This is a genomic window from Paenibacillus sp. Lou8.1 (assembly GCF_024213565.1).
In the GTDB taxonomy this organism is placed as follows: domain Bacteria; phylum Bacillota; class Bacilli; order Paenibacillales; family Paenibacillaceae; genus Paenibacillus; species Paenibacillus polymyxa_B.
In genome coordinates this window covers 370135-392780 of record NZ_JANAVN010000002.1, presented here as the reverse complement: position 1 = coordinate 392780, position 22646 = coordinate 370135, and the positions used below count along the sequence as shown (strand labels likewise).

19 protein-coding genes are annotated in these 22646 nt (G+C 45.7%); 17 read left to right on the top strand and 2 right to left on the bottom strand.

The window, feature by feature from the left end; genetic code table 11:
- Positions 1–126 precede the first annotated feature (126 nt).
- The 14 genes from NLX78_RS04735 (at position 127) to NLX78_RS04670 (ending at position 18089) form a co-directional block, all read left to right on the top strand.
- On the top strand, positions 127–1902 hold the full coding sequence (locus NLX78_RS04735) for an ABC transporter ATP-binding protein (protein ID WP_061831566.1): 1776 nt from the start codon (positions 127–129) through the stop codon (positions 1900–1902).
- Positions 1899–3737, top strand: coding sequence for an ABC transporter ATP-binding protein (locus tag NLX78_RS04730; RefSeq protein ID WP_061831567.1), 1839 nt, complete (start codon positions 1899–1901; stop codon positions 3735–3737). Before NLX78_RS04735 ends, NLX78_RS04730 begins: the two co-directional genes overlap by 4 nt.
- A 129-nt stretch (positions 3738–3866) precedes the next feature.
- On the top strand, positions 3867–5051 hold the full coding sequence (gene purT / locus NLX78_RS04725) for a formate-dependent phosphoribosylglycinamide formyltransferase (protein ID WP_254325443.1): 1185 nt from the start codon (positions 3867–3869) through the stop codon (positions 5049–5051).
- Positions 5044–5505, top strand: a complete 462-nt coding sequence (locus NLX78_RS04720) for a GNAT family N-acetyltransferase (RefSeq protein WP_061831569.1) — start codon at positions 5044–5046, stop codon at positions 5503–5505. The genes purT and NLX78_RS04720 overlap by 8 nt, the downstream gene beginning before the upstream one ends.
- A 208-nt stretch (positions 5506–5713) precedes the next feature.
- Positions 5714–6454, top strand: a complete 741-nt coding sequence (locus NLX78_RS04715) for a CAP domain-containing protein (protein WP_069289777.1) — start codon at positions 5714–5716, stop codon at positions 6452–6454.
- Positions 6455–6681: 227 nt separating this feature from the next.
- Positions 6682–7362, top strand: a complete 681-nt coding sequence (locus tag NLX78_RS04710) for a TIGR00266 family protein (protein WP_061831571.1) — start codon at positions 6682–6684, stop codon at positions 7360–7362.
- A 175-nt stretch (positions 7363–7537) separates the two neighbouring features.
- Positions 7538–8488 carry a GDSL-type esterase/lipase family protein gene (locus NLX78_RS04705; RefSeq protein WP_061831572.1) on the top strand — a complete coding sequence of 317 codons (951 nt, stop codon included), beginning with the start codon at positions 7538–7540 and terminating at the stop codon, positions 8486–8488.
- Positions 8485–9561, top strand: coding sequence for an ABC transporter ATP-binding protein (locus tag NLX78_RS04700; RefSeq protein ID WP_061831573.1), 1077 nt, complete (start codon positions 8485–8487; stop codon positions 9559–9561). Before NLX78_RS04705 ends, NLX78_RS04700 begins: the two co-directional genes overlap by 4 nt.
- Positions 9554–10543 (top strand): ABC transporter permease, encoded by a 990-nt coding sequence (locus tag NLX78_RS04695; RefSeq protein ID WP_235309635.1) that lies wholly within the window; start codon positions 9554–9556, stop codon positions 10541–10543. The genes NLX78_RS04700 and NLX78_RS04695 overlap by 8 nt, the downstream gene beginning before the upstream one ends.
- Before the next feature lie 98 nt (positions 10544–10641).
- Positions 10642–12621, top strand: a complete 1980-nt coding sequence (gene parE, locus NLX78_RS04690) for a DNA topoisomerase IV subunit B (RefSeq protein WP_028540692.1) — start codon at positions 10642–10644, stop codon at positions 12619–12621.
- A gap of 22 nt (positions 12622–12643) precedes the next feature.
- Positions 12644–15106, top strand: coding sequence for a DNA gyrase subunit A (gyrA, locus tag NLX78_RS04685; protein ID WP_013310616.1), 2463 nt, complete (start codon positions 12644–12646; stop codon positions 15104–15106).
- A gap of 275 nt (positions 15107–15381) precedes the next feature.
- Positions 15382–15852 (top strand): MarR family winged helix-turn-helix transcriptional regulator, encoded by a 471-nt coding sequence (locus tag NLX78_RS04680; protein ID WP_061831576.1) that lies wholly within the window; start codon positions 15382–15384, stop codon positions 15850–15852.
- 265 nt (positions 15853–16117) lie between these two features.
- Positions 16118–16603, top strand: a complete 486-nt coding sequence (locus NLX78_RS04675) for a MarR family winged helix-turn-helix transcriptional regulator (protein WP_250261159.1) — start codon at positions 16118–16120, stop codon at positions 16601–16603.
- A complete protein-coding gene (locus NLX78_RS04670; protein WP_254349746.1) occupies positions 16587–18089 on the top strand; it encodes a DHA2 family efflux MFS transporter permease subunit in 1503 nt (500 codons plus the stop codon). The genes NLX78_RS04675 and NLX78_RS04670 overlap by 17 nt, the downstream gene beginning before the upstream one ends.
- A 132-nt stretch (positions 18090–18221) precedes the next feature.
- Here NLX78_RS04670 and NLX78_RS04665 read toward each other — a convergent pair whose 3' ends face one another.
- Together NLX78_RS04665 and NLX78_RS04660 are read right to left on the bottom strand one after the other, a co-directional pair.
- Complete coding sequence (locus tag NLX78_RS04665; protein WP_254349745.1) at positions 18222–18968, bottom strand: RluA family pseudouridine synthase; 747 nt, start codon at positions 18966–18968, stop codon at positions 18222–18224.
- 9 nt (positions 18969–18977) lie between these two features.
- Complete coding sequence (locus NLX78_RS04660) at positions 18978–19841, bottom strand: class I SAM-dependent methyltransferase (RefSeq protein WP_028540694.1); 864 nt, start codon at positions 19839–19841, stop codon at positions 18978–18980.
- Positions 19842–20340: 499 nt separating this feature from the next.
- Between NLX78_RS04660 and NLX78_RS04655 the strand changes: the two genes are divergently transcribed.
- The 3 genes from NLX78_RS04655 to NLX78_RS04645 all read left to right on the top strand — a co-directional run bounded on the left by NLX78_RS04655 (position 20341) and on the right by NLX78_RS04645 (position 22642).
- Positions 20341–20799: a flavodoxin gene (locus tag NLX78_RS04655; RefSeq protein ID WP_254349744.1), complete on the top strand. Its 459-nt coding sequence runs from the start codon at positions 20341–20343 to the stop codon at positions 20797–20799.
- A gap of 20 nt (positions 20800–20819) precedes the next feature.
- Positions 20820–21632 (top strand): hypothetical protein, encoded by an 813-nt coding sequence (locus NLX78_RS04650; protein WP_254349743.1) that lies wholly within the window; start codon positions 20820–20822, stop codon positions 21630–21632.
- 356 nt (positions 21633–21988) lie between these two features.
- A complete protein-coding gene (locus tag NLX78_RS04645) occupies positions 21989–22642 on the top strand; it encodes an HlyD family secretion protein (RefSeq protein WP_061831582.1) in 654 nt (217 codons plus the stop codon).
- Positions 22643–22646: the final 4 nt, after the last annotated feature.

Below are 22646 nucleotides of genomic sequence, written 5' to 3'. Positions count from 1 at the left end.
TAATCACCCACCAATTGATAACCTGCCTGAATACGGCTCGTTATCCTCTTTGCCGCCTTGGAACGCGAATGGTAAACTTCACTAAGCCATATAACAACGTCGTGCAACTAATGGAGGGACATTGACATGGAAGTGCTCAGGCAACTGCAAGTTTTTTTTCGCGAGAGGAGACACTATCTGTTTCTTTCTATTTTATGCCTTGCGATAGCTACGGCTCTGGGACTGGTGTATCCGAACCTGCTCCAAAGGCTCATTGATAACGCTATCATTCCAGGTGACTTCGGGAAAGTCCCGGCGCTGGCTCTGACTGTGCTGGGAGTAGTCATCATCAAAGGGTTCATGCAATTTTTACATGGTTTTTTTGGTGGACGGCTAGGTAACTATCTGGCGTACCGACTCCGCAATGCTTGTTACGAAAAGCTGCAATTTCTGTCCTTCAGATATTATGACACTGCCAAAACGGGTGATCTCATGTCCCGACTGACTGGTGATTTGGAGGCAATTCGTAACTTTATTGGGTTTGGTTTTGCCCAACTCCTCAATGTGCTACTGATGGTCGTATTCGGCTCTATGATGATGCTGTATATTAACTGGCAGCTCACCCTCATTACGATGATCAGCATGCCATTGCTGCTCTTCGTCACATTCAAGTTTGAATCCCGGATTCATCCCACCTTTCAGGAAATGCGGATTGCCCTTAGCGCCTTGACGACAGCGGTTCAAGAAAATATAACAGGTGTGCGAACCGTCAAATCTTTTGCCCGCGAATCCTATGAAGTTGAGAAATTTTCAGTACGTAATGAACAATACAAGAGTAATCAAATTCAGGCTGCTTCCTTATGGAGTCGGTTTTTCCCCGCTATGGAACTGATTGCTTCTGTCAGTGTGGTCCTTCTGTTGGGCATGGGGGGGTATCTGGTTATTCAGAAGTCAATGACCTTGGGGCAGCTCGTCGCTTTCTTTAGCTTAATTTGGTATATTATCGGCCCCATCTGGAGCATTGGCTTTCATATCAATAACTATACGCAGTCCAAAGCTTCTGGTGAAAGGGTCTTGGAACTGCTAAATCAGTCCATAGATGTAACCGATGAAGCTGGAGCACTTACACTCAATGCTGATCAGGTGGAAGGACATGTTACGTTTGAACATGTTACCTTTGCTTACGGAAATAAGCTTCCTGCTGTTGTTGACATCAATTTAGACGCACCGCCAGGATCAGTCATTGGAATTTTAGGAGGAACGGGGTCAGGGAAGTCTACCATTATTCAATTACTCATGCGCGCTTATAATGTGAATGCAGGAAGTATCAAGTTGGATGGCAAGGATATACGTCACTTAAAGATTCGCGATTTGCGTGCTCAAATTTCTTCCGTGTTTCAGGAGACGTTTTTGTTTTCGTCCTCTATACGCAACAATATTTCATATGGTTTAAGTCATGTCAGTATGGATGACATCATACGCGTTTCCAAACTGGCTCAGGCGCATGAATTCATAACTGAACTACCGCTGGGTTATGACACTGTCGTCGGAGAACGTGGATTGGGACTGTCCGGAGGACAGAAACAACGGATCGCCATCGCGCGCGCACTACTCAAAAATCCGAAGATTCTGGTTCTGGATGATGCTACCAGTGCGGTCGATATGGAAACAGAGCATGAAATACAGACCGGTTTTCAAGAGGTTATGCGTGGTCGAACAACATTCATAATCGCTCATCGAATCTCTTCGCTTCGTCATGCTAATGAAATTGTGGTGCTTGAGGAAGGACGAATTGTTCAGCGTGGAACACATGAACAGCTCATTGCTACTCCAGGTCCATATCAGGATGTGTATCATATTCAATACGCCGATTACATAGCTCAGGCTCCAGACGGTGTATCCGAAGGGCAGGTGAGACCATGAATATACCCGCAGAAAAAGTCAAACCGTTAAAAAAACCAACGAATGAGCGCTTTGTCTATCAAGATGATGATGTCATTGACAAACCGTTTAACTGGTCAGAATTCAAACGTTTGTTGGCATACATGAAGCCTTATGCCCGTCAGATTTTGCCGATCCTTCTGGTCATGATGATTCTCGGCACCATTACCAAGCTGACCGTTCCTTATTTGATCAGTCTGGCCATTGATAAAGCAATTGCTCCCGCATGGCCTGCACTGCCCAGCGTAAAGTTGCTGTTGCTCATCACGGGTGCCGTGCTCTTGTTATATTTAATTCAATGGGCAGCCAGCACGTACCGCATTAAATTCACCAATATTATCGGTCAACGGGTTATTTACGATTTGCGTGAAGATTTGTTCAAGCATATTCAAAAGCTATCTTTTAACTTTTTTGATAAGAGACCGGCAGGTTCTGTATTAGTGCGCGTGACGAATGACATTAACTCGCTACAGGATCTATTTACGAACGGTGCAGTGAATGTCCTGATTGACTGCGTACAGCTTATCGGAATTATTGTCATTTTGCTGCTTATTAACTGGAAGCTCGGTTTAGCGGTAATTGTCACTGTTCCGATCATGTTTTTGATCTCGACCAAGCTGCGCGTACGCATCCGCCGCGCTTGGCAAGAAGTGCGTATGAAGAACTCGCGTATCAACTCTCATTTGAATGAGTCTATTCAGGGGATTCGTGTGACACAAGCATATACGCAGGAGCAGGAAAACATGGCTTATTTCGACGACATGAACAGCTCTAGCAAAAAGTCGTGGGATAAGGCTTCTGCCATGAATCAGGTCTTTGGCCCACTTATTGATATTACCGGAGGATTTGGTACGCTTGTGCTGTTCTGGTTTGGAGCGCATTTAATTCAGACAGACCAACTTACGGTGGGACTACTGGTTGCGTTTGCCAACTATGTTGGGAACTTTTGGGAGCCGATTAATCGGCTGGGCCAAATGTATAATCAGTTACTGGTTGCGATGGCTTCGTCAGAACGAATTTTTGAGTTTATGGATGAACAGCCGAATATTGCAAACAAACCGGGAGCAATAGCCTTGCCGCCCATTCGGGGAGACATCCAATTTGAAAAGGTCATTTTTGAGTATGAAAAGGGACGTCAGGCGCTTAAAGGTATTAATCTTTCTGTCGAGGCGGGTCAATCTATAGCGCTTGTGGGTCATACCGGATCAGGTAAAAGTACAATTATTAATCTGCTAAGCCGTTTTTATGACATTACGTCAGGGCGGCTTACGATTGACGGTCATGATGTGCGTGATGTCACGGTGGAGAGCTTGCGAAGCCAGATTAGCATCGTACTTCAGGATACATTTATTTTTTCGGGGACGATCCGTGATAATATTCGATTTGGTCGTTTGGATGCAACGGATGAGGAAATTGAAGCGGCTGCGAAGGCGGTCAATGCTCATGAATTCATTGTTCACTTGCCAGCTGGCTATGAAACAGAGGTAGAGGAGCGGGGGGGAATGCTGTCCATGGGCCAGCGACAGCTCTTATCCTTTGCTCGTGCCTTGCTGGCTAATCCGCGAATTCTTATCCTAGATGAGGCCACAGCTAGTATTGATACAGAAACGGAGTTGAAAATTCAGGAGGCTCTTCAGGTTTTACTAGAAGGCAGAACTTCTTTTATGGTCGCTCACCGTTTGTCCACCATCCGTAATGCTGATCATATCGTTGTACTGGATCATGGGGAAATCCAAGAAAGTGGTAATCATGAACAATTGATGAAAAAACATGGAATATATCGGGGGCTGGTGGAAGCACAGTTCAGATTTTTGTAAAAAAAAGATCAAAAAATCGCGTTTTTTGTAAATTTTAATGCCGAGCACTATTGCATTCTTGGAGCTAAACCCTGAAAATAAAGATGAAAAGAGATCAGAGCAATTTCGTCAGAGGGGGAAGAGTTCAAGATGTGGGGTGCTCCTTTTTCTGCCAAGGCTAAGAAGATGCTGCTGCTGGGTAGCGGCGAATTGGGAAAAGAAGTCATTATTGAAGCTCAGCGGCTTGGCGTGGAATGTATTGCTGTAGATCGCTATGAACTGGCTCCAGCAATGCAGGTGGCCCATCGCTCTCACTGTCTGGATATGCAGGATGCTGAGGCGTTGAAGGCACTAATTCGTAAGGAAAAGCCCGACATAATTGTACCTGAAATCGAAGCTATTGCTACGGGTGCTTTGGAAGAATTAGAGCAAGAAGGATTTCACGTAGTACCAACGGCCCGTGCCGCCCGTCTTACGATGGACCGGGAAGGTATCCGCAGGCTGGCTGCCGAGAAATTAGAGCTTCCGACTGCTGCCTATCGTTTTGCAGATAACTTTGAGCAGTTGCGGTCGGCGGTTCATGAGCTGGGCACGCCATGCGTGGTCAAGCCCTTGATGAGTTCGTCGGGTAAAGGGCAGTCTGTATGCCGGGCAATCGAAGATGCAGAATCCTGCTGGAATACGGCGCTGGAAGGCGCGCGTGCCAAAACAACACGTGTCATTGTTGAAGCTTTTGTCCCGTTTGAGAGCGAAATTACCTTATTGACCGTCAGATCGGTTTTGGGTACGACTTTTTGCCCACCGATTGGCCACATTCAGAAAGATGGGGATTATGTCGAATCCTGGCAGCCTCATGGTATGACGGACAAGCAGCTTTCGGAAGCGGAAGACATTGCCCGTAGGATAACGGATGAACTGGGTGGTTACGGATTGTTTGGCGTAGAGCTATTTTTAACAGCTGATGGCGTCATATTCAGTGAAGTATCCCCTCGTCCGCATGATACAGGAATGGTGACCATGATTACGCAGGATTTGTCGGAATTTGCGCTTCACGTGCGGGCCATTCTCGGATTCCCGGTGCCATCCGTCACGCTGCTTACACCAGGAGCTTCAGCTACTTTGAAGGCAGAAGTGACTACGCGGGATTTTGTAATAAGCGGTCTGCATGATGCATTATTGCTACCCCGGACACAGGTGCGAGTGTTCGGGAAGCCTGAAACCAAGCCGGGACGCCGGATGGCTGTAGCGCTTAGCGCTGCAGAAGATGTGGAAACAGCACGGAAGACGGCCAAAGAAGCTGCTAATATGCTGAAAGTGGAGGTAAATCATGTCTAACAATGTGATGATTCCAGTACTGACAATTCGTTCCGTAGAGCTTGGCGATTGCGAAGCCGTAACTGGACTACTAAGAGAAGTCGGATACCCGATGACTTGTGGTGTAATGAAAGAAGTTATGGGAACAGCGCGGGAGGACAGTCAAGCGAATATGATGGTTGCAGAAATGGATGGTCGTGTTGTCGGAGTAATCGGCATGCATACGGCTCAAAGCTTGGCTTATCCTGATCCTGCCGTACAAATCACCATGCTGGTCGTGAGCGGGGAGTATCGCGGCGAGGGCATTGGCAAGCGCCTGGTGGCTTGTGGTGAGGAGTGGGGACGTGCGCAAGGATGCTATCATTTATTCATTACCGGAGCGAATAACCGCATCAAACAAGTAGAGGCCCGAGCTTTCTACAACCGAATCGGCTTTGAAAAGCAAGGCTACCGTTTCAGCAAAAAGCTTAGATAATCAGCCTATAACAAGACAATCTAATACTTAAAGCCTCACTACTTTTAACTTAGTTCCGCATGGGTCAATTCCGAGCGGGGCTATTTTTTTTCCAACTTTTATACCATTGATCCTGCTATAAAACATGATATACTGCTAGAGTAAAGATTACAAAGTTGTAACCAGAAGCGTTCACACCAAGGCATTTATACAACAAGGAGATGACGAAATGAAGAATATGTTGAAAAAAACACTGGTGATGGGAAGTCTTAGCGCCATTTTATCCGCAGGATTCATCGTTCCGGCATCAGCTTCACCAGCTGACGATTTGACTGCCCAACTACAACAATGGTTTCAAAATAACGGATATACCGTCAATATGTCCAACGGGACGACTACGATAACAAAGACCGTAATTAAGGATGTTTCTGAAAAGGACAAGGCTAAAAACAAAACAGCAAATCCTTCATCCGGCAAACAAACAACAACCAAACAGGGTGGCCAAAAGGCTTCGCAGTCTGGTACCAAGCAACAGACTCAAAAACAAAACACAAACTCAGGCGCGGGTCAGTCTGCAGGTACGAATGCACAACTCAGCAAGTCCCAATTTGCAGCTGAGGTTGTAAAGCTTGTAAATAACGAGCGCAGCCAAAAAGGTCTCAAGCCCCTCGCATCGAATGCGAAGCTTACAGAAGTAGCCTTAGTCAAGGCGAAGGATATGAGTACGAACAATTACTTTTCCCATACATCTCCGACCTATGGTTCACCATTTGATATGATGAAAAAATTCGGTGTAACTTATACGTATGCGGGTGAGAACATTGCTATGGGACAACAAACACCACAAGAAGTGATGAAAGCCTGGATGAACAGTCAGGGACATCGTGAGAATATTTTGAAGGCAGAGTTTACACAAATCGGTGTGGCTTACTACAATGGGTATTGGGTACAAGAGTTCACACGTAACTAAGTTGATAGTAAATATGTTCCCAACGTTATATCGCTGCTACGAAAAGATAGTGACGTGACGTTAATCTAGAGACCCGCTGACACGTTCAGCGGGTCTTTTGGTGTCTCTTCATCCTCCAGTGGCATAACCACTGCTTTATACCAGAAAAGACATAAGGGACGTATTTATAGTATGATAGCAGCAAGTTGAATAGATATCAGACTACTTATGGAAAGCCAGGTGAACAAATGAGCTACGAAATCGTGCATGAAGGTGCCTTTGCTATGCTCAAGGTGCAGTTGAAACCCGGGGAAATGATTAAAGCAGAAATGGGAGCGATGGTTTCCATGTCTTCCAGTGTAGATATAAAGGGGACGGTAGACGGTGGACTGTTACGTGGCTTAGGCAGAATGCTGAGCGGAGAAAAATTCTTTTTTCAAGAACTGAGGGCAGCCCGGGGACCGGCTGAGGTGTTGTTAGCCCCTGCTAGTATAGGTGATGTACAAGCGGTGGAACTGGATGGCACGTATAGGCTATTCGTCCAAAAGGACGGTTTTCTGGCTTGCACAGAAGGGATTGAGGTTAGCACCAAAATGCAAAACCTGATGAAAGGTTTATTCTCCGGTGAAGGTTTTTTTATCGTAGAAATCAGTGGTCGAGGTACGGTATTCCTGTCCTCTTATGGAGCCATTCATCCCATTTATATTGCGCCAGGAGAGGAGCGTATTATTGATAATGCTCATCTGGTGGCATGGCCGGATTATATGGATTATAAAATTGAAAAAGCATCTAAAGGCTGGTTGTCCAGCGTAACGAGTGGAGAAGCACTTGTATGCCGCTTTCGCGGTGAAGGAACGGTACTGATTCAAAGTCGAAATCCGGGCAGTTTTGGACAATGGATCAAAAGTTTTATCCCTGATAGCAAATAGTTTGATTCGTCTGATTAGAGATGAGAGGATAAACCGTTCGCACAAGAAAGTATAATATAAGGATGGTCATTTGCCATCCTTTTTTTGCATGTTCATGGGAAATTATATGTGACACTAAGCATGTATTGCGCTTTTAATCCGAACGGTTTATTTGCAAAATGATATGAGAAGCTTTATGTTTATTTCACTAAGCTATCAGGAGGGAACACGAGTGAATTCATCAAAATGGATTTGGCGGTCTGTCGGTTCCGTTTCCATTGCCGCCACATTGCTATTATTGTACGGATTTTTTACAGCAGTACAAAGTATCACGGCTCCAGAGCCAATGGTTAGCACTCAACCTGTACATTCTGGTTCATCGCAGACACAAACTGTGCCATCCGCTACTAATCAGACGGGAGAGTTTCGGGTAGCTGCCATTGGAGATTCGCTAGCCAAAGGCACGGGAGATGACTCCGGAAGTGGTTTTGTGCGTCGGTCGGTGAGCTTGTTAAATAATCAGGAAGGCCATAAGGCTCAGCTCATAAATAATCTGGGGATTAATGGACTGACGACTCAAGGACTATTGACCAAGCTGGATGAGCCTGGTGTTTCTTATGTGTTGAAAAAGGCTAACGTCATTATTGTCTCGATTGGCGGAAATGATTTATTTCAGGGGGCTCAGGCTGCCCAAACCGGCAAAGAGCCGCCTACACTCAGTGGTTTGCGTAAAGCTGTGCCTGATGCCGCCAAACGTCTGCAAAAAGTGCTGACAAAGGTCGGGAAAATCAATCCGAATGCTAAAATTATCTATGTCGGATTATATAATCCATTCAGTGATCTGCAGGAAATGAAAATTCCCGGTAATCTTGTAGTAACAGAATGGAATCTGGCTGCCATGGCAATTACCAACCAAAACAGCAATATGACTCTGGTTCCAACTTTCGATTTATTCCAGCAAAATTTGCCCGTCTATTTATCATCCGATCATTTTCATCCAAACGGACAGGGCTATCAGGCAATCGCTGAACGTATCGCGCAAGGGTTTGCAGTTGCAAACACGAAGGATGCCGATAAAGTGGATAATGAACAACAGTCTACAAGTAGCCAACCCGCTGAAGTGAAAAAGGGAGGAAACAAGCAATGAGCATCCAATCTGCTGACAAGACCGGGGCTGGAAGTACCGAAAATTCGACATCAAGGGATGCATTGTCCAGTTTCCATTCCGCCAATCAGGTTGGCAGCGGAGGCAGAGACAGAAGCAATACCGAAACAGTTCTCTCTGTTCAGCACGTTAAGAAACGTATCAAACGCAAAATGATCATTCATGATGTCACATTCGACGTTCGTGCGGGTGAAATTTTCGGATTTCTTGGTCCTAATGGGGCTGGAAAAACGACGACTATTCGTATGCTGGTCGATTTAATTAAGCCTACGGAAGGGACGATTACCGTCTGTGGTCATAATGTAAATCGTGACCCTGAGCAGGCTTTACGGCATATTGGTTCTATTGTGGAAAATCCAGAGGTGTACAGCTACCTGACAGGGTGGGAGAATTTAGAGCATTTTGCCCGTATGCAGCCTGGTGTAGACGAGCAGCGTATCCGCGAAGTCGTTGAGCTGGTTCGGCTCGATCGCCGTATCCATGATAAAGTAAGTACGTATTCTCTCGGAATGCGCCAGCGCCTTGGTATAGCCCAAGCCTTGCTAGGTAGACCGAAATTACTCATTTTGGATGAACCGACGAACGGGTTAGACCCCAAGGGGATCAAGGAAATGAGAGCTTTTATCCGTTTGCTAGCGGCAGAAGGCATGGCTGTATTTGTTTCCAGCCATTTGCTCAGCGAAATCCAGCTGCTATGTGATCGGGTGGCAATTATAAGTCGGGGAAAGGTGCTAGCTGTAGGTGGTGTACGGGAACTGGTTGAGACGCATTCGCACATGGCCGTGTGGCAACTGGAGCCTCGTGATCAGGGTCTTGCCATATTGCAAAATTCTCCGCATGTGCAAATGATTACGAATGCCGATGAATTAATTGATGACAGCATTGTTGCAGGCAGCGGAGCCGATGCAATTTTTACAGAAATGGATGAAGAGCATATTGCGGAGCTGGTGACACAAATGACGGCTTCCGGTATTTCCGTTAAAGGTGTAACCAAAATCAATCCTACACTGGAGCAGCTATTCCTGAAAATGACGGAAGGTGAGATACTTGAATAACATTTTACCGCTCGTACAAAATGAAACGCTCAAAATTATCAAGAAGAAACGATTTTATGTCATTTTACTTGTTTTACTTGTGCTTGTGCCGATTTTTACGTACGCTCAGATGAAAGTGGCAGAAAACAATCGCGAAAAATTCGGCAATGATTGGCGGCTCGAACTACGTCAGGCCATTACCGATAACCAGAACTCGCTGGGCAGTGACCGGGTTCCCGAGGAATGGAAGACCTATCGTCGGGTTTTTGTGCAGCAAATGCAATATTATCTGGAAAATGACGTGAATCCTAATGAGCCGAGTGGCGTCACCTTTACCAGAGAGTTTATGGATAATTCCATAAATCTGTTCGTTCCGCTGTTGATTATGGCCATTGCCTCCGACTTGGTTTCTGGAGAACGGACGACAGGCACGATAAAAATGTTGCTGACTCGCCCAGTCAGGCGGTGGAAAATACTGCTGAGCAAGCTGTTGACATTGTATATGTTCGTCTCGCTCATCATTTTGGCTGTATTTATAATTAGCTATCTCATATCAGGCTTGTTTTTTGGTTTTCGCGGTTTTAATGTTCCGGTATTTACCGGATTTCAAATTGTTGGATCGACGGTGGATTTGTCTGCTGTACATGCGATTCCACAATGGCATTATCTGATGCTGCAAGCCGGATTGATCTGGTTTGTCAGTCTTGTGGTAGCTTCGTTAGCCTTTATGGTATCTGTCCTGGTACGAAGTACGGCGGCAAGTATCGTGGTCATGATGGCTGCGCTTATTTCGGGCACTATTTTGACAAACATGGCTTCATCTTGGCAGAGTGCTAAATATTTATTTATGGTTAACCTCGAATTAACCGATTATTTATCTGGAAGCCCCGCCCCGATTGAGGGAATGACCTTACCCTTTTCTTTAGCTGTACTGTGCATTTGGGGGGCTGCGGCATTGATTGTTTCATTCGCCGTCTTTACGAAACGGGATATATTGAATTAAAATGGACAAGGTAAAAGAAAACATCTGTTTGCATTTTTGGTGAAAATCATCAAGAATAAGGCAAAACACGGTTACGATTAGACAAAGGGGGAGCATGAATGGTCGACAAAATCGACTTGTCTGCGGGAGTATCCGGCACACAAAGCGGAGCTTCAGAATATGGCGCGGACGACATTCAAGTGCTCGAAGGGCTTGTGGCAGTTCGCAAACGGCCGGGCATGTACATCGGGAGCACCAGTTCTTCGGGACTGCATCATTTGGTATGGGAAATTGTAGACAACGCGGTGGATGAACATCTCGCCAAGTTTTGCTCTCGCATTGATATTACAATGCATAAGGACGGTTCCGTTACAGTATCAGACAACGGGCGCGGTATTCCTACAGGAATGCACAAAACGGGAATTCCTACGCCTCAGGTTGTATTCACCATTTTGCACGCCGGAGGTAAGTTTGGCGGTTCGGGATATAAAAAGTCCGGGGGTCTGCACGGTGTAGGTGCGTCTGTAACGAACGCTCTTTCGGAATGGCTTGAAGTAGAAATTTACCGGGACGGCAAGATTCACCGTCAGCGGTTTGAATATTGGCAGGACAAGAAGGGCGTGGAGCATGTCGGAGAACCGACCACAGGCCTTGAAGTGCTGGGCAATACTAACAAGACGGGCTCGAAAATTACATTTAAACCGGATATTCGTGTTTTTCAGGCAGGCATTCATTTTAACTACGATACGTTGGCTGAGCGCCTTCAGGAAATTGCTTTTCTAAATTCGGGCCTTCGTATTCAACTTAAAGACGAACGCAGCGGAAAGTCAGATGAGTATTTTTATGAGGGTGGCGCGAGTCAGTTTGTTGCTTTTCTGAATGAGGGCAAGGATGTGCTGCATGACGTTATTCACTTTAATGCCGAGAAAGAAGACATTGAAGTAGAGATTGCCATCCAGTACAATGCGGGTTATACAGAGACGATTGCTTCGTTCGTTAACTCCATTCCGACACGTGGCGGAGGTACGCATGAAACGGGATTCAAAACCGCCTACACTCGTGTCATGAACGACTATGCGCGCAAAACGGTGATGTTGAAAGAAAAGGATAAAAACTTGGAGGGCAACGATCTACGTGAGGGCATGATGGCTGTAATCAGTGTCAAAATGGCTGAAGTTGAATTTGTCGGCCAGACAAAGGATCAGCTGGGTAGCGCTTCGGCACGGAGTACAGTGGATGCCATCGTATCTGAGCAGATGCAGCGTTTTTTGGAAGAAAATCCGCAGATAGCACAAACTTTGATCAAGAAGGCAGTTCAAGCATCCAGAGCGCGTGAAGCTGCACGTAAAGCTCGAGATGAGATGCGTTCCGGTAAAAAGCGCAGTGAAAGTTCCAATTTGAATGGTAAACTGTCGCCTGCGCAGTCCAAGGATTTTACACGTAATGAGTTGTTTATTGTGGAAGGCGATTCGGCTGGAGGATCAGCCAAGCAGGGACGGGATTCCAAAATTCAGGCCATATTGCCGCTAAAGGGCAAGCCGATGAATCCGGAAAAATCCAAACTGGCGGATATTATGAAGAATGATGAGTACCGTGCTATTACAGCAGCTATTGGTGCGGGGGTAGGAACAGAGTTTTCGCTGGAAGACAGCAATTATTCCAAAATCATCATTATGACCGATGCAGATACAGATGGTGCGCACATTCAAGTGCTGTTGTTGACGTTCTTTTATCGGTACATGAAAGAGCTTATTGATGCAGGACGCATATTTATTGCTCAACCGCCATTGTATAAAATAACTCGAAAGTCGGGTAAGCTCGAAACGGTGCGTTATGCTTGGACTGACGAGCAACTTGATAATTATTTAAAAGAATTTGGACGAAATTTTGAGCTTCAGCGCTATAAAGGACTTGGGGAAATGAACCCTGATCAGTTATGGGAAACAACGATGAATCCCGATTCACGCACCTTGTTACGCGTTCAGATAGAGGATGCAGCCAAGGCTGAACGCAGGGTGTCCACTTTGATGGGTGATAAGGTGGATCCGCGCAAGCGCTGGATCGTGGAAAACGTAGATTTCACGGAATACGTAGAGTAGTGCTATCAAAAGAGGTGTATACATGAGCTTATCGGAGCAGTTTTTGCCAGCTTTTCTGGAGGAAGTGGTCGGTGACCGCTTTGGCCGATATTCCAAATATATTATTCAGGATCGGGCGATACCCGACGTACGGGACGGATTAAAACCCGTACAACGTCGTATTCTGTATGCAATGTACGATTCGGGCAATACGCCGGATAAAGCATATCGTAAATCAGCCAAAACCGTTGGGGACGTTATGGGTAATTACCACCCCCACGGTGACTCGTCGATTTACGACGGCATGGTACGGATGGCGCAGCCTTGGAAAATGAGTCACGTGCTGGTGGATGGTCACGGTAACTGGGGCTCCCAGGATGATGATCCGGCGGCAGCTATGCGTTATACGGAGGCTCGCTTGTCTCCGATCGCAATGGAAATGCTGCGCGATATTGAAAAGCGTACGGTTTTGTTCAAGGACAATTTTGATAACTCGGCCAAAGAGCCTGTTGTGTTGCCGTCTCGTTATCCAAATTTGTTGGTGAACGGTTCCAGTGGTATCTCGGCAGGATTTGCGACAGAGATCCCTACACATAGTTTACGCGAAGTTATTGATGCCAGCATTGCGGTGATGGAAAAGCCGGAGATTGAGCTGGAAGAGATTATGACCTTTATCAAAGGTCCTGATTTCCCGACGGGCGGACTCATTATGGGTGGCGAAGGCATCAAGGACGCTTACCGCACGGGAAAAGGACGCATTTATATTCGTTCCAAAACGGAAATTCAGTCCTTGCGCGGAGGCAAGCAGCAGCTGGTCATTACCGAAATCCCATACCAGATCGTCAAATCAAGGCTCGTAACCGCCATGGAAAATATCCGTCTGGAGAAAAAGGTGGAAGGGATTGCCGAGGTTCGTGACGAAAGTGGACGAAATGGTTTGCGCATTGTTGTGGAGCTGAAGAAGGAAGCCGATGCGGAAGGGATTTTAGCTTATTTGCTGAAAAAAACCGACCTACAGGTGGCATATAACTTCAACATGGTAGCCATTGTGAACAAGGCGCCACATCAGCTTGGGCTGAAATCTATATTGGAAGCGTATATCGCCCATCAACGCGAAGTTGTCACTCACCGTATCCAGTATGAACTGGAAAAGGCAGAGGATCGTGCCCATGTGCTGGAAGGTTTGGTCAAAGCACTGAACATTCTGGATGAGGTCATCGCAGCCATTAAAGCTTCCAAAAATCGCCAGGACGCGCAAAATAATTTGCAATGGATGTTTGGTTTTAGCGAACGGCAGGCAGATTCTATTTTGACCTTGCAGTTGTACCGTCTCACCAATCTGGAAATCACCACTCTTGAAAAAGAACTGGGTGACATCCAGAAAAAAATCGCGCAATATCGTTCTATTCTGGAAAGTGATCGCAAGCTGATCAGCCTGATTCGCAAGGAACTTTTGGAAATTCGTGAAAAGTACGGCATTGACCGTCGTTCAGATATCCAGGGCGAGGTAGAAGAGATTAAGGTGAACCTGGAAGTCATGGTGGGAGCAGAGGATGTGTTACTGACACTCTCAAAAGATGGCTATGTGAAACGTACAAGTATGTTGTCATTCACTCGTTCAGGCGGGGAACGTTCAAGTTCCGGTGTTAAAGAAGGGGATTACGTTACCCAATTGCTTGATGTGAATACGCTGGACATATTGCTCGTCTTCACCCAGCGCGGACAATACTTTTTATTACCTGTTCATCAGGTGCCAGAGTATAAGTGGAAAGAGCCGGGCACACCCATTGTCAACGTTATTCCGTTATCGAAGGAAGATCGTATCGTAAGTGTTATCCCGCTCAAAAACATCGAGGAAATAGGAAAAAGCCTAGTATTTGTAACAAAGAAGGGCCAAGTAAAGCGTACAGAATTAAAAGAATATGCTACAAAACGTTCTAGTGCCGTAGCCGCCTGCAAAGTAGCAGGGGACGATGAGGTATTATCGGTAACGTTAAGCGAGGGTACCCGGGATATTATGCTGATTACCCGCGCGGGTATGAGTATACGCTTCAAGGAGCAAGAGGTTAATGCGATGGGTCGCGTCTCGGCTGGTGTCAAAGGTATACAGCTAGCGGAAGGCGATGAAATTATCGCGGCGTTATGGGTAGAAGAGGATGAAGGAGAAGTGTTGGTGCTGACCGAGTCTGGTTATGGTAAGCGTACGCTTCTGCTGGATTATCCTACACAGGGAAGAGGCGGCAAAGGTATCACTACCTTTGAGTTCAAGGAAGGCAAACGAGTACGTTCGAATGGAACTCGAATCGTGGCTGCCTTCTATTGCCGTGAAGCTGTTCAATTATTTGCAATCACAGCAGAAGGACAAACGATGTCCTTCCTTTCGGAAAAGGCTCCTTTGACCGACCGAAAGGATACAGGCAAGCTGCTGGCTCCAGTGGAGAAGAAGGACGAAATTGTGAATGTGCTGTTGCGTAGTGAGCCGCAAGCTTCTCAGTCCATAGAATAATAGGAAAGTCAAGCGCTTATTAGCTCGAAAAAGAGAGGTCCTCTCGTGCCATTCCGGCACGAATGAGGACCTTTTTGCCGTCATGCTGTCGAACCCTGACCAGCCTTCAAAACCGAGGTGAGACTTCCTTCCCCTTTTCATTTGATGCTCCAAAAACGGCAGGAAACCAGGGCTGAATGGCGAAAATTTAATGTGATGAAATACAATCCGGACGGTGGCCCATACGGTAACTTTGATGCTTTTACTGACCCTGTTATTTAAAGGAGTGAGGCAAAATGCAAACGACCGAATTTGCGAAAATCTGGTCCAGAATGGCTAAGGATTATAAGGTTCATATGGAGCAGCAACTGGCTCCATCACTAACCGAAGCTCAACTTACGGTGCTGGAGGTTTTGAACGAATACGGCCGTATGAAACCGTCTCAACTAATCCCATATCTCGCCACCACACCAGCCGCGGTTACGATGCTGCTGGATCGGATGGAACGGAATCGACTGGTCACCCGTTTCAGAGACGTAAAAGACCGTAGAATTGTATGGATTGTCATTTCGGATCAAGGGAGAGAAGAAGTAGAGCGTGGATTACGAATACGGGATGATTTTCTGGGTTCTGCACTAAACCGAATTTCTCAGCACAATCAAAATTTGCTGGTTTATTTGTTGGGGAAAATTACAACGAAGGCGAAGACTTCAGTATCGGCAAGTGAGACTGAGGGAGTAAAGGAACCAATAGAGCGAGCAGAATAACTAGAATGGTGGCTGCATGAAAAGTAGCTGTACGCAGCAGATTATCATTTTAAGGCAAATAGGAGTGCGCGGATGTAAATACCTATCGTGGTATTCATACCGCGCTTTTTTGTGTTGAAGTATAGGTGATATTTGGGTGAATGTTGACATTTACATAAGAGATGATAAAATAATAGTTATTAATAAATAACAATTCGTGTACAAATAGTTGCTTGTTTATGTTATATGGATTGTGAATTGGGTATTAGAAAGAAGGATGGTTTCAGTGAGTGACAGAGAGGAAGACAGACTTGAGGTGTACCGGATTATTCAATCGGTAAGGGAGGTTAACAAAACGATATTTTATGCCTTCTGGAATGAGGAGCAGCATTTGGATCTGACGGCCATTCAGCATATGGCTTTGGCAATTCTGAATAAACGCCCCAACATCGGATTATCCGAGTTGGCAGATATAGCGCATGTGGGAAGCAGCTCTATGAGTGGAGTGGTTGACCGCTTGACCAAGGCGGGATATATTGCTCGCGGACGGCATGAGCATGACCGTAGATCCTTAGTGTTGACGCTTACGCCGGAAGGGAAAGATATCATGCAAAAAGTAGACGCCATGTGGATGGAGCGCGTCTTGCCCATTCTGGACATCCCGAAGGACCAGCTAGAGATGGTCCTGGATATCCATAAACAAATGATCATGAAATTAACACCGAAGGGAATGAATCAACTTGAGCAGTCCTCAAATGACACTACCAGGTAATGTACGCAGAGCACCCATTGTGGCCGCTCTGTTGATTGGCGCGATTGTAGCGATATTAAATCAGACGTTGATCAGTGTGGCTTTACCGAAAATGATGAGTGATCTGAATATAGATGCCAATATAGCTCAGTGGCTCAGCACGGGCTTTATGCTCGTGAATGGGGTATTGATCCCGGTGACCGCGTTCTTGATTGCCCGTTTCTCCACTCGTAAATTGTTTATTAGCGCGATGACTATTTTTTCAATCGGGACGCTGTTATGTGCTATAGCCCCAAGCTTCAGCATATTGCTGATCGGTCGGCTTATTCAGGCCGCGGGGGCAGGTATCATGATGCCCTTAATGATGGTCGTTATCTTGAACATCTACCCAATAGAGCGTCGTGGCCGGGCGATGGGAACCCTGGGGATTGCGATGGGTTTTGCTCCAGCCATTGGGCCAACCTTATCCGGTTATATAGTACAGCATTATGACTGGCGGGTATTGTTCTGGATCATCCTGCCGATATCAGTAATTTCAATTGTGATCGGATTTATTTTTCTGAAAAATGTAACGGAGCAGTCCAAGCCAAAGCTGGACATTCCAGGCATCATTTTGTCTACGCTCGGTTTCGGTGGACTGTTATACGGCTTTAGTGATGCAGGAACATCAGGTTGGGGAAGTATTCCAGTCCTGTCTACGCTTATCGTTGGGACAATTGCGCTTATTTTGTTTATTGTTCGCCAACTGAAGGCAGATGAGCCTATGCTGGAGTTCCGTATCTTTAAATACGATGTGTACAGCTTGACGACAATCATTAATGTGATTGTGACGATGGCTTTGTACGCCGGTATGATATTGCTTCCGATTTATTTGCAAAATATTCGGGGTTTTACACCGCTCCAGTCCGGTATGCTGATGTTACCAGGAGCGATTCTAATGGGGCTCATGTCTCCTGTAACGGGGGCTATTTTTGACCGAATTGGAGCACGCTGGTTGTCTGTAATTGGCTTGCTGATTATGGTTATAACGACTTGGGAATTTACGCGGTTGACCGAAACAACCACCTATATGACACTGTTAATTAATTATACGGTGCGGATGTTCGGGATGTCGTTGCTGATGATGCCGATCCAAACGGCCGGGTTGAATCAGCTTCCGCAACGATTGAATGCACATGGTACGGCGATGAGTAATACGCTGCGTATGATTTCCGGCTCGATTGGGACGGCAATTCTGGTGACAGTGATGTCCACACAAAGCAGCAATCGTTTGACATCGATTGTTACATCTGAGGGAATAAGCGTGACGGATAAAGCGGGGATGCTGGCTGCAGGTAATCAAGCTACGATTTATGGGATTAACTCGGCTTTTATCATTGCAACAGCGTTGAGTGTGGCCGCTCTGCTTTTAGCATTTTTCATCAAAAATACGAATGCACAAAACGCCCATCCCCGTCAACAGCTGGTAAACAGCAAGAAGGGGCAGTCCGTGGCTTCCTCGTCATAAAAGGATGAGATGACCATTAATTTAATTTTCTGCAACAAAGAACCTGCAATGCATGGTTGTTCACATGCGTTGCAGGTTCTTTGTGCAAATGGGGTTGAAGATCGATATTCAGATAGAGCAGGGCTTTCCGATTCAAATTTCAGACGTAATCATATTCTCATAAAGCGACCTTGGCCATTCATTCCATGGAAATTGGACAGGGGGTAACGAGTGAAATCTCATATCGTCCTTGCTAACCGGATGCGGTGCTCCAGCGAGTAAGGACCAGAGCGCCAGCTGTTGACCGGGTCGGCTCAGATGACCGCCATATTTTTGGTCACCGTAGAGGGGACAGCCGATCGCCTGCATTTGCACACGAATTTGGTGTGAGCGTCCGGTGTGCAACTTAATCTGTACGAGACTGAGTCCATCTGCTTGTCCGATCACGTAGTATTCCAAAATGGCTTCTTTCGCACCAGCTGTGCCAGGTCGAACCGCTTGAACCGTGTTGGTTCGGCTATCCTTTAGCAAGTAATGGGTTAGCCGGCCCTGTGGGTCCGTCGGAACGCCATTCAGAACTGCGGTATACAGTTTGTGAAAATGACGACTTCGTACCGACTCTGACAGGCGAGAAGCAGCTTTGGACGTCTTAGCAAAAATCATGGCCCCACCTACAGGCCGATCCAGTCTGTGAACTAAGCCCAAAAAAACGTTACCAGGCTTATTGTGTCTGATTTTTAGATCTTCCTTGAGTAAAGACAACAGATCAGGATCACCACTGGCATCCTCTTGCGTTGGAACATTGACAGGCTTTACAACTGCCAAAACATGATTGTCCTCATATAGGACAGGAATGTTCGGCTGTGCATGCTCATGCCGGGTAAGTTCATTTTGAGTCATAAGAGGAATTTAAGCCTCCCAGCGTCCGAGAATACCACAAGGCAAATTCAATCCCGAGCGTGTGATCGGCAATCCGATTTCACCAGCGCTAATTTGTCCGCCGTACTTTTGTTGCATGGTCATGCTCAGCATGTTGCGCAATACAGTAGGCGAAATACCTGTAGTATAGGAGTTAATCAGCATGAACAGCGGTTGATCCGAAATGATGCTCATGCAGGATTCGAGAAACGGGTATAAGCTTTCTTCAAGCTTCCAAGTTTCTCCGTTCGGTCCGCGTCCGTAAGAAGGAGGGTCCATGATAATGGCATCATAACGGTTGCCCCGACGTTGTTCTCGTTGCACGAACTTGAATACGTCATCCGTAATGAAGCGTACCGGACGGTCAGCCAGACCGGACAATTGAACGTTTTCCTTTGCCCACTGTACCATGCCTTTGGCGGCATCCACGTGAACTACACTGGCTCCAGCATACGCAGCAGCAGTAGTGGCTCCTCCCGTGTATGCAAACAGGTTGAGTACGGAAATCGGTCTGCCTGCGCCTTTGATTTTATCCATCATCCAGCTCCAGTTCGCTGCTTGCTCCGGAAAAAGACCGGTATGCTTGAAGCTGGTCGGTTTAATGTGGAATTTAAGCGGTCCATAGCTAATTGTCCAGCGCTCGGGGATAGGTTTTTTCATATCCCAGTTGCCGCCACCGGAGGAACTACGGTGATAATGCCCATGAACATTACGCCATTCGGCTGTTTCCTGGGCCAAAGGCCATATGATTTGCGGATCGGGACGACGCAGGACAATATCACCCCAACGTTCCAGTTTTTCACCACCGCCTGTATCCATTACTTCATAGTCTTTCCATTCTTGTGCTACATACATGTACAATCCATCCTTCAGCAGTCAATTCAGGATTCAGGCAGCAAGCTGCACAGAAATCCCCATATGGAGTCTATTGTACAACAAACCTCAGCAACAATCGAATGATTACATAAATAAGTAAGTAGTCAAATGGTCTAAAATATTTTTTCTTGGATGTACTTGTAATTATAGCGCTTCCATATTAGAATGAAATCAATCCCACTTGTACGTACAACAATCCGTTTTTTATTATAATAATGAAAAACGGATTGGATTGTACGTACATAATATTTTTTATCAACACAGCTGAAATTCTACTTAATTAAACAAGCCTCTAATTTAATGTGCTTATCCATAGAGTTTATCAGCCAACAGTCGCATGTAATGCGGCTGTTTTGCGTATATCTCCCCAAGATTAAAGCTAGTTTTTGAAATTAATATTTGACAATGAGAATCATTATCAAATATTATTTGAGTAACAGGGAATGAAAGCATCCCATATTTCAAATAAAGGTGAGGGATGAACTTGGGTAAAATCATGATTGCTTATGCCAGTTTGACCGGTAATACAGAGGAAATTGCGGAATTGATCGCCGAGGGCGTTCGTCAGGCAGGGCATGAGGCGGAGTTGAAGGCTTCGTATGATTGCAGCGCGCAAGAACTGCTCGCATATGACGGGTTCCTACTGGGTGTATATACATGGGGAGATGGTGAGCTTCCTGATGAATTTTTGGATTTTTACGAGGAACTAGACGAACTTGATTTGTCTGGTAAAAAGACCGCAGTATTTGGCAGTGGAGATACATCTTATACGCAATTCTGTGGCGCAGTGGACTTGGTAGAGGAAAAAGTCAAAGAACGCGGTGCATTGGTCATTCAAGAGAGTCTGAAGATTGAATTCAATCCATTGGATGATGACAAGGAGAATTGCCGAGCTTACGGAAGACAATTTGCACAGGCTGGTATTGAAGTGTCCTGAGAAGAGAGTGAGGGATAGGTATGCGCAATAGCGATAGCTTAAGCGGCTTTCCTCTTCTGCACGACTATCAGCTGGAGGAGATGTGGAGAACTCCACAGCCAATCCGTCAATCACAGAGGAAAAGAGGACGTGAGGGCTGGAATTGGCGGCAACGGGTTCAATATGCAGTAGGGCATGCGCTTAACGAATACTTTGGAATGGAAGTAAAGGTACGGCGGGAAGTCCCTGTCCAGTATGTGCTGGAGAAATGGTGGCCCAAGCAGTCAGATAGCTTTGAATCTTTGTTCCATTATTGGGATGTCAAAAATAAAGTGTCAGGTGAGTTGTCAAAAATTTGTGGCTTAAATAATGACTTGATGGTGCCTGTGATGCTGTATGAACAATTTTGTACGTCTGTGCCTGAGTTAGAGGTCAATATTTCGCTTATTGTTCAGGCTGCTTGGCAACTATCAGCAGAAGCAGATTCCCTGCTCATTCAAAAGTACATCGTTGACTATAATCCTAACGTTGTCAGTACATTCCAACATATGACAAATGTATTTTGTTATTATGCATTTGGAGCTCTTCCTCAGCTTATTGAGGTATACTGTCTGCTGGAAGGCAAAAAGGTTCGCTTCATTCCGGGACCTGCTTCTTTACAGCAATCTCTGGATTACGTACGGCTATTACGGGATTCCAAAGAGGATGTACATGGGACGGCAGAACGCTGCCGTTGCGGGGGGTGCATAGGGGAGCAAGTTTCTCAGGGAAACAGAATGAATAAGAACACGAAGGAAGGGCAGGAGGCGAAAAACTGCAAACAACGATCAGCTGTACCTACGCCTTTCTCTTAACGTTACTGTGTAACCCTTTAATTGTAAACTATCCCTTTTCGTGAAAGAGCCTTGGAAACAAGGTTCTTTTTTATGAAAAAAAATTATGAAAAAACTGAAAATTTATGTTGCCTGAATAGATAAATATATCTATAATATTTCAATGTACAATAGTTATATGAAAATATTTAAATATAAAAAGCGGTTTGTGGACCATGGATCAAATTGTCCTATGTACATAAGATAGTCCTGTCTTTTGCATGGAATGTTGCCATGTGTTTATTTACGTTCTCTATTTGGTTTAATGGCCTAATATTTCAATTTTAAAATATTAGCGTTGAATAATAAAAATTTTTTGGACAACAGGGGTGGAAGAAGTGAGTAAGAAAACTGTATTGCCAATCCTCATTGTACTGCTCATTCTGAGCGGTGGAGCTATTGGCTACTATTATTGGTATCAAGCAACACACTTTGTTAAAAGTGACGATGCGCGCATTCAAGCCGATCAATATAAGGTAATGCCGCAAATCTCTGGAGAAATTAGTCACATTGATGTGGAAGAAGGAGATGTTGTTCAGCGTAATGAACCGATTGCCGAGCAGGATGTATCGGGGTTGGATGCGAGCATGATCAGCAAGTCCGTACTGCGCGCGCCGATCAACGGAACCGTCATTAAGATTTATTCGAAAGAGCATGAAATCGGATCGCCGGGTAGTGCTGTTGCAACAATGGTGGATATGAACAGCTTGTACGTATCTACGAATATTGAAGAAACTGATATTAACCGTATTAAACCAGGACAGCTTGTTGATATTACGCTTGATGCAGCAGGTGACCAGGTGATTCAGGGGAAAGTTCGTAAAGTGGGCGAAGCCTCCAACGCCGTATTCTCACTCGTTCCTGCAGTGAACACAAGTGGTAACTTTAACAAGGTGACTCAGCGTGTGCCTGTAGAGATTGCTGTGAACAAGCCGAAGGATCTGAAGCTTATTCCTGGAACGAACGTGGAAGTAAAAATTCATACACCTTAAAAAG